The organism is Inquilinus limosus MP06, from assembly GCF_000767795.1.
Classification (GTDB): Bacteria; Pseudomonadota; Alphaproteobacteria; order DSM-16000; family Inquilinaceae; genus Inquilinus; species Inquilinus limosus_E.
In genome coordinates this window covers 1-8,720 of the sequence record NZ_JANX01000245.1, presented here as the reverse complement: position 1 = coordinate 8,720, position 8,720 = coordinate 1, and the positions used below count along the sequence as shown (strand labels likewise).

Annotated in this window: 7 protein-coding genes; 3 read left to right on the top strand and 4 right to left on the bottom strand. The window is 70.7% G+C overall.

Annotated features, from left to right (window positions below):
• The 4 genes from P409_RS18620 to P409_RS18605 form a co-directional block, all read right to left on the bottom strand.
• Nucleotides 1-1,019 (bottom strand): bifunctional transcriptional activator/DNA repair enzyme AdaA (locus tag P409_RS18620; RefSeq protein WP_034841153.1); only part of this gene is annotated, 1,019 nt, incomplete at its 3' end.
• Nucleotides 1,020-1,232: 213 nt separating this feature from the next.
• Nucleotides 1,233-2,249, bottom strand: coding sequence for an ABC transporter substrate-binding protein (locus P409_RS18615; RefSeq protein ID WP_034841149.1), 1,017 nt, complete (start codon nt 2,247-2,249; stop codon nt 1,233-1,235).
• Between the two features lie 52 nt (nt 2,250-2,301).
• The gene (locus P409_RS18610; protein WP_152613435.1) at nt 2,302-3,183 is read right to left on the bottom strand and encodes an ABC transporter permease; all 882 of its coding nucleotides are present in this window, start codon (nt 3,181-3,183) and stop codon (nt 2,302-2,304) included.
• An 11-nt stretch (nt 3,184-3,194) separates the two neighbouring features.
• Entirely contained in the window at nt 3,195-3,935 is a 741-nt protein-coding gene (locus tag P409_RS18605; RefSeq protein ID WP_238578718.1) for an ABC transporter ATP-binding protein, read from the bottom strand.
• A gap of 135 nt (nt 3,936-4,070) precedes the next feature.
• Between P409_RS18605 and P409_RS18600 the strand changes: the two genes are divergently transcribed.
• From P409_RS18600 to P409_RS18590, 3 genes are all read left to right on the top strand, one after another.
• A complete protein-coding gene (locus tag P409_RS18600; protein WP_034841140.1) occupies nt 4,071-4,736 on the top strand; it encodes a response regulator transcription factor in 666 nt (221 codons plus the stop codon).
• Entirely contained in the window at nt 4,723-6,090 is a 1,368-nt protein-coding gene (locus P409_RS18595) for a sensor histidine kinase (RefSeq protein WP_034841136.1), read from the top strand. The genes P409_RS18600 and P409_RS18595 overlap by 14 nt, the downstream gene beginning before the upstream one ends.
• A gap of 180 nt (nt 6,091-6,270) precedes the next feature.
• Entirely contained in the window at nt 6,271-8,661 is a 2,391-nt protein-coding gene (locus tag P409_RS18590) for a glucose/quinate/shikimate family membrane-bound PQQ-dependent dehydrogenase (protein ID WP_034841131.1), read from the top strand.
• Nucleotides 8,662-8,720 lie beyond the last annotated feature (59 nt).

The following is an 8,720-nucleotide window of genomic DNA, read 5'->3' as shown; positions in this document are numbered from 1 at the left end:
CGCGCCGCGACCACCGTGACCTGCTGGCCCAGCACGGCGCGTACCGCCAGCTCGAACCCGTCCCAGCCGCCGGGGGCGCGCAGGCCGGGCCGCCGCGCCACCAAAGGCGCCAGGAACGGGTCCTGCGACAGATGGGCGTCGATTGCCTCGATATCGGCGCCGACGTCGAAGACGCGGCGGACCCGGGCCAGGATGCCCGGCAGGGCGCGCACCGAGGGGAAGCGCACCAGCACCGCCAGGTTGCTGCGCGCCGGCTCGTGCCGGATCTCGACGGTGCCGATTTCGTCGCCCTCGGCGACGCTGCGGCGGTAGACCTCGCCTTCGACCTGCTCCACCCCGTCGATGGCGCGGGCCCGCAGATAGGCCAGCATCGCCGGCCAGTCATAGGGCGGGCGGTAGCGCAGCCGCAGCGTCACCCCGGTCGCGGCGACCGAATCGACCGGCAGCCCGGCCCAGGCCCGGCGGCGCAGGGCGCTGGGCGGGCGGCGGAACAGCTCCTGGAAGGTCTCGTTGAAGCGGCGGACGCTGCCGAAGCCGGCGGCCATCGCCACCTCGGCCATCGGCATCCGCGTCTCCTGCAGCAGCTGCTTGGCGAACAGCACGCGCCGGGTCTGGGCCACGGCGACCGGCGTGGCGCCGAGATGCTGCTTGAACAGGCGGCGCAGCTGGCGGCCGCCGACACCGAGCCGGTCGGCCAGCGCCTCCACCCCCGCCTCGCCGTCCAGGCCACCATCGGCGATCAGCGCCAGGGCGCGCGACACGGTGTTGGAGGTGCCGCGCCAGGAGGCGAGGTCGGGCGCCGTCTCCGGCCGGCAGCGCAGGCAGGGCCGGAACCCGGCCTCCTGCGCCGCGGCGGCGGAGGCGAAGAAGCGGCAGTTCTCGGCCTTCGCCGTGCGGGCCGGGCAGACCGGGCGGCAATAGATGCCGGTGGAGGTGACGCCGACGAAGATGCGCCCGTCGAACCGCGGGTCGCGGGTCACCAGGGCGCGGTAGCAGGCTTCGGGGTCGAGCGGTTCCATGCCCCGACCATGTCACGTCCGGAGCGATCGCGCTCGCGGTTTTCGGACATGGTCAGCGGAGGGGCCGAGGGGAGTGGCCGAACCCCTTGCCGTCATTGCGAGGAGGCGAAGCCGACGAAGCAATCCATCGTCCCGCACAAGCTGCTGCATGGATTGCTTCGCTGCGCTCGCAATGACGGTACAAGGACAGAAAAGCTCTCTACCCCCTCGCCCTCAGCTCCCCGCCCGGCCCGCCAGTTGCGGGATGAACAGCTCGGTCCAGCTTTCCGGCTTCACCTTGATGGTGCCGGCCAGATGCATGAAGTCGGCGAAGTCCATCACCTTGGTCGGGGTCGTGGAGAAGCGCGTGTCCGGGTCGTTCAGGATCTCCAGCACCTCCTCGGGCGAGATCTTCACCGCCGAACTGCGCGAGAAGATCTCCGCCGCCTCCGGCTTGTGCGCGGCGATGAAGGCGTTGGCCTCGTCCAGCGCGGCCAGGAAGGCCTCGGCCGTCTTCGGGTTGGCGTCGACGAAGCGCTTCGGCGCGAAGACGACGTCCAGCGTGATGTTGCCGATCACGTCGACCGAGCTGGCGACGCGGTGGATGTTGGGGTTCTTGATCTCGAGATAGGAGAAGGGCGGCGAGGTGAAATGCGCCTTCACCTCGGTCTGGCCCGAGGTCAGCGCCGCCAGCGCATCCGGATGCGGCAGGCTGACCGTCATCGGATCGAGCTTGGCGAAGTTCTCGCGGCCGAACTGCTTGGCCGCCATCATCTGCAGCACCACCGCCGACAGCGAGGTCTTGATCCCCGGCAGGGCGATCTTGTCCTCCGGCCCGAAATCGGCCAGCGATTTCAGCTCCGGCTTGTTGCTGTTGAGCCAGAGCGAGGTGGCGCTGAGACCGCTGATGCCGGTGACCTCGACATTCGGTATGCCCTTGGCCTTTGCCCAGAGGGTGATGAAGCCCGGCGCGCCGGTGCCGGCGAAATCCAGCGTGCCGGCCATCATCGCGTCGTTGATGACGTTGCCGCCGTCGAGCATGACCCATTTCACCGAGACGTCGCCGAGGCCGGCCGCCTTGGCCTGCTTCTCGAACAGCTTCTGGTCCTGCATCACGATCAGCGGCAGGTACAGGATGCCGTAGCCCTTGGAGACCCGGATCTCGCTGACCTCGGCCCGCGCCGCGCCGGCGAGGCCGAGCCCGATCGCCGTTGCGATCGCCGCCGCGGCCAGGTTCTTCATCATTCCCATGGTGTCCTCCCTTGTCCGGGCCGGCCGATCCGGCCCGTTGTTGCACAGATCGTCAGTGCTGCATCCCCCAGCGGCGGATCGTCTTTTTCTCGACCGTGGCGAAGACCACGTTCTCGACGAACAGGCCGATGAGGATGACGGTGAACAGGCCGGCGAAGACGTTCGCCGTCTCCAGCTGGTTGCGGTTCTCGTAGATGAACCAGCCGAGCCCGCCGGAGCCCGAGGAGACGCCGAACACCAGCTCGGCCGCGATCAGGGTGCGCCAGGCGAAGGCCCAGCCGACCTTGAGGCCGGTCAGGATCGACGGGAACGCCGCCGGGATCAGGATGTGCCGCACCAGCGACAGCCGCCGCAGCCCGTAGTTCAGCCCGACCATGCGCAGCGTGTTGGACACGGCGCGGAAGCCGGAATGGGTGTTCAGCGCGATCGCCCATAGCACCGAATGGACCAGGACGAAGATCACGCTGCCCTGCCCCAGCCCGAACCAGATCAGCGCCAGCGGCAGCAGCGCGATCGCCGGCAGCGGGTTGAACATCGAGGTCAGGGTCTCCAGCAGGTCGGCGCCGATGCGCGAGCCGATGGCGACAGTGGTCAGCACCGCCGCCAGGGCGATGCCGATGGCGTAGCCGATCACCAGCGTCTGCAGCGACGCCAGCGCCCGGGCCGGCAGCACGCCGCTGGCGATGTTGCTCAGGAAAGCATCCAGCGTCTCGCTGAAGGACGGGAACAGCAGCGGGTTGCCCAGCCAGCGTCCATAGCCCTCCCAGATCACGGCCAGCACCAGCAGGATCAGCGTCTTGCGCACGAAGCCCAGGCGGTAGACCCGTTCGACCGGGGAGATCGCCTTCTCCACCGGCGGGATGTCGGTCTTCGGCGTGTCGCGCAGGATCTCGGGCCGGAAGGCCACGCCTCCGGCAATCGTCGTGTCGGTCATGGCGGCGGCCTTCAATGGACGAACAGCATGTCGTTGATGCGCGCCTCCAGCGCGCCCTGGGCGGCGGTGCCCCAGTCGTCGCGGCCGATGCTGTTCAGCTCGGCCTTCACTTGGCCCGGATGCGGCGACAGCAACAGGATGCGGTTGCCGATGCGGATCGCCTCCTCGATCGAATGGGTGACGAACAGCACGGTGAAGCGCGTGTCCTCCCACAGCTGCAGCAGCTCGTCCTGCATGCGCCGGCGGGTCAGGGCGTCGAGCGCGGCGAAGGGCTCGTCCATCAGCAGCACATCCGGCTCCATCGCCATGCCGCGGGCGATGGCGACGCGCTGCTTCATGCCGCCCGACAGCATGTGCGGATAGCTGTCCGCGAACTTGGCCAGGCCGACCTTCTCGATGTAGTGGCCGGCGCGATCGCGTGCCTCGGCCGGGCCCAGGCGGCGGCTGGCGATCAGGGCGAAGGCCACATTCTCGCGCACCGTCTTCCAGGGCAGCAGCTGGTCGAACTCCTGGAACACCATCATCCGGTCCGGCCCGGGCTCGGACACCGCGCGGCCCTTCAGCCGGATCTCGCCCTCGGTCGGCGCGATGTAGCCGCCGATCGCCTTCAGGAGCGTCGACTTCCCGCAGCCGGACGGCCCGAGCAGGATGAAGCGGTCGGAGGGGTGGACGTCGAAATCGACGCGATGCGTGGCGGTGACCACCGCCTGGTCGGTCTTGTACTGCAGCGTGACCTGGCGGACGGAGAGCAACGCGTCTGCTGGCGGTGATTGCACGATGGCCATATATCCTCCCTGGCGGCGGCTCCGCTTCGGCGGGCCGTTGCAGGGAGTGTTCCGCATCAAGCTGACGCCAGCCTGACTCGGAACCGGAACAGTGGAGAGCCCGTGCGCATCCTGGTGGTCGAGGACACGGCGGATATCGGCGAGGCGATCGTCGCCCGGCTGGAGCGCATGGGCCATGCGGTCGACTGGGAGCGCGACGGCGACGCCGCCGCGGACATGCTCGGGGTGCAGGATTACGACCTGCTGGTGCTCGACATCATGCTGCCCGGCCGCGACGGCATCGCGCTCCTGAAGGAGCTGCGGGCGCGCCGCCGGTCGACCCCGGTGCTGGTGCTGACCGCGCGCTCGGGCGTCGAGGACCGGGTCGGCGCGCTCGACCTCGGCGCCGACGACTACCTGGTCAAGCCCTTCGACTATCGCGAGCTGGAGGCGCGGGCCCGCGCCCTGCTGCGCCGCCGCACCGGCGACAGCAGCAATGTCCTGACCTGCGGCGACGTCACCATCGACCGGGCGGCGCGGCTGGCCGCCGTGCAGGGCCGGCCGCTCGACTTGACCCGGCGCGAGCTGACGGTGCTGGAGATCCTGGCGACGCGGCCCGGCCGCATCGTCTCCAAGGACGACCTGCTGGACCAGATCTACAGTTTCGACCAGGAGCCGAGCCCGAACGCGGTCGAGCAGTACGTGACCCGGATCCGCCGCAAGCTGGCGGGATCCTCGGTCGAGATCCGCACCCTGCGCGGCCTCGGGTACCAGCTTGTCGTCGGCTGACCGGATCCGCGGCTCGCTCTATGTCCGCATCCTCGCCTTCATCGCGGTGGTGGTGTGCCTCGGCACCGCCGGGGTGATCGCGGCCGCGGCGCATTACGCCCGGCTGGCGGCGGGCGAGGCCTATGACCGCCTGCTGGTCGGCGGGACGGTGCAGGTGGCGGAGAACGTGTTCATGCAGGGCGGGGTGGTGGCGCTGGACCCGCCGGTCGCGGCCTTCGCCTCCCTCTCCGCCTACGACCTCGTCTACTACAAGGTGGTCGACCCGCGCGGCGTGGTGGTGGCGGGATATCCGGACCTCGGGCTCGACCCCGCCACGGCGCTGCAGGCCCGGCACGGCGTGGTGGTCGAGGATGGCCGCTTCCAGGGCGAGGCGGTGCGCGTCGCCGTGCTGGGCCGCCGGATGGATGACAGCGACGGCGGCTGGGCCACGGTGGTGCTAGCCCAGACCACCCGGGCGCGCGACGCCCTGGCCCGGTCCCTGACCCGCCAGGCGGTACTGATCGTCCTGGCCATGGGCGTGCTGACCATGGTGGCCGGCGCGGTGGCTGTGCGCTGGGCGCTGGCGCCGCTGATCCGGATCGAGCGGGCGCTGGCCGACCGCGCGCCGGACGACCTCAAGCCGCTCGACGTCGCCACGCCGACCGAGATCCGCACGCTGGTGTCCTCGATCAACCTGTTCATGGGCCGGCTGGCCGGCCGCATCGGGCTGATGCAGCGCTTCATCGCCGACGCTGCGCACCAGATCCGCACGCCGCTGGCCGCGCTGGACGCCCAGGTCGAGCTGCTGGGCCATGAGCCGTCCGCCGAGCGGCGCGAGCAGCAGATGGAGCGGGTGCGGCAGCGCACGGCGGAGCTGGGGCGGCTGACCAACCAGCTGCTGAACCACGCCATGGTGATCCATCGCGGCGAGATCGGCGCCTTCGCCCCGGTCGAGCTGGTGGAGCTGGCGCGGACGGTGCTGGCGGCGTCGGTGCCGCTGTCCTTCGACCGCGACGTGCGCATCGCCTTCGAGGCACCGGAGGAGCCGGTCACGGTCGAGGGCGATGCGGTCAGCCTGCGCGAGGCCCTGTCCAACATCATCCACAACGCCCTGGTCCACGGCGCAGAGACGCGGCTGTCGGTCCGGGTCGGCGGCGGCCCGGGCGACGCCTGGATCGAGGTAAACGACGACGGCCCCGGCATTCCGGAAGCCGACCGGGCGCGGGCGCTGGAACCGTTCCACTCCGGCTCGGAGGACGGCACCGGGCTGGGTCTCGCCATCGCCGCCGAGGTGATGAAGGCCCATCGCGGCCGCGTCGAGTTCCGGCAGGATCCGGAGGATGGCTTCTCGGTGCTGCTGCATTTCGACGCCTGAGCGGGGCCGCAGGCAGGACCCGGCCGGGCTGACCGGGAAGCCGGCGGGCCGTTTGCCGCTCGACCCCGCGCCGCAATCTGTGGACAATCGCCGCAACAAGGAACGGGGGCTGTCCTGGGGGTGTATCCGGTCCATAGCCGATGGGCCGGGACAGACCGATCAGAGCGGAGGGTCCAGCAGATGCCTCTTCCTTCGAGATCACGGCCGATCCTGCTGGTGACGGGGTTGGTGTACGGCGTTATCGGCATGGCCCTGGCGGCGGGCGGCGCATGGCTCGTCGCCCTCGGCGGCTCGCTCTACTACCTCATCGCCGGCCTCGGCATCCTGGCCACCGGCGCGCTCCTGATCGCCGGGCGGCCCGCCGCCCTGTGGATCTTCGCCGCCGTGCTGATCGGGACGCTGGCCTGGGCGGTCGCCGAGATCCGCTTCGACTGGTGGCCGCTGGCCGCCCGGGGCGACGTGATCTTCCTGATGGCGCTGTGGCTGCTGACACCCTGGGTCACGCGCGCCCTCCGCCGGTCCGCCGGAACGCCCGGCAAGGCCATGACCCTGCCGCTTTGGGCCGGGGTGGCGGCATCGGTGGCGGTGCTGGCGGCCGGCCTGCTGTCCAGCTATCACTCGATCGACGGCACCATCGCCGCGGCTGCCCCCGGCGCGGCGCCGCCGCAGCCCGCCGCCGACCAGCCGGACGAGGACTGGCGCGCCTATGGCCGCGGCCAGTCCGGCCAGCGCTATTCGCCGCTGGCCGAGATCACGCCCGCGAACGTCACGAACCTCAAGGTCGCCTGGACCTTCCGCACCGGCGACCTGCCGGGCCCGAACGATCCCGGGGAGACCACCTTCGAGGTCACCCCGATCAAGGTGCGGGACACGCTCTATCTCTGCTCCCAGCACCAGCGGCTGTTCGCTCTCGATGCGAAGACCGGGGCGCTGCGCTGGTCCTACGACCCCAAGATCAAGAACGACCCGACCTTCCAGCACCTGACCTGCCGCGGCGTCTCCTACCACGAGGCCCCGGCCGGGGCGGTCGACACCACCGGCGCGCCGGCGCCGGCCGATTGCCCGCGCACCATCTTCCTGCCGGTCAATGACGGCCGGATGATCGCGCTGAACGCCGAGACCGGCGCGCCGTGCCAGGGCTTCGGCGACCACGGCACGCTGAACCTGCAGGAGGGGATGGGCGTGACGACGGCCGGCTTCTACGAGCCGACCTCGCCGCCGGTGGTCAGCGACCGGATCATCGTCATCGCCGGCGCCGTCATCGACAACTACTCGACCCACGAGCCGTCGGGCGTCATCCGCGGCTTCGACATCTACACCGGCAGGCTGGTCTGGGCCTGGGATGCCGGGGCGGCCGACGAGAACGCCCTGCCCTCCGCCACGCACACCTACACCAACAACTCGCCCAATTCCTGGATCACCGCGTCCTACGATCCGCAGCTGGGCCTGGTCTACGTGCCGATGGGCGTGCAGTCGCCCGACATCTGGGGCGGCAACCGCAGCCCGGAATCGGAGCGGTATTCGAGCGCGCTGGTGGCGCTGGACATCAACACCGGCAAGCGCGTCTGGCACTACCAGACGGTGCATCACGACCTGTGGGACATGGACCTGCCGTCGCAGCCCAGCCTGGTCGATCTGCCGGGGCCGGGCGGCGTGCGCCCGGCCGTGCTGCAGCCGGCCAAGACCGGAAACCTCTTCGTGCTCGACCGGCGGACCGGCGAGCTGATCGTGCCGGCGCCGGAGCGGCCGGTGCCGCAGGGCCCCGCCCCCGGCGACCGGCTGTCGCCGACCCAGCCCTTCTCCGAGCTCACCTTCCGGCCGGAGGCGCTGCTGACCGGCGCCGACATGTGGGGCGCCACGATCTTCGACCAGCTGGCCTGCCGCATCCTGTTCCACCAGCTGCGCTACGAGGGCACGTTCACGCCGCCCTCGCTGCAGGGCACGCTGGTGTTCCCGGGCAATCTCGGCATGTTCGAATGGGGCGGCATCGCGGTCGACCCGGTGCGGCAGATCGCCATCGCCAACCCGATCGCCATGCCCTTCGTCTCCAAGCTGATCCCGCGCGGCCCCGACAATCCGGCCGCGCCGAACGACGCGCACCCGTCGGGCAGCGAGATCGGCGTCCAACCGATGTACGGCACGCCCTACGGCGTGATCCTGCAGGGCTTCCTGTCGCCGCTGGGCCTGCCCTGCCTGCGGCCGCCCTGGGGCTACATGGCCGCGATCGACCTGAAGACCATGAAGATCGCCTGGATGCACCGCAACGGCACGATCCGCGACGAGGCGCCGGTGCCGATCCCGCTGAAGATGGGCGTGCCCAGCCTGGGCGGGCCGATGACCACCGCCGGCGGCGTCGCCTTCCTGACCTCGACGATGGACTACTACATCCGGGCCTATGACGTGACCAACGGCGCGCAGCTGTGGGAGGACCGGCTGCCGGCGGGCGGCCAGTCGACGCCGATGACCTATGCGATCGACGGCCACCAATACGTCGTCACCGCCGCCGGCGGCCACGGCTCGTTCGGCACCAAGATCGGCGACTACGTGATCGCGTACACGCTGGCACGGTAGCGCGCGGCGGCCCGCGCCCGGCGCCGCGATTGCGGCCCGGCCTCGGACCGGGCCGCGAT

Bases quoted from the DNA above. Each gene is read 5' to 3' on its own strand.
- P409_RS18615 (WP_034841149.1), bottom strand. From the start codon at position 2,249: ATGGGAATGATGAAGAACCTGGCCGCGGCGGCGATCGCAACGGCGATC.
- P409_RS18610 (WP_152613435.1), bottom strand. From the start codon at position 3,183: ATGACCGACACGACGATTGCCGGAGGCGTGGCCTTCCGGCCCGAGATC.
- P409_RS18590 (WP_034841131.1), top strand. From the start codon at position 6,271: ATGCCTCTTCCTTCGAGATCACGGCCGATCCTGCTGGTGACGGGGTTG.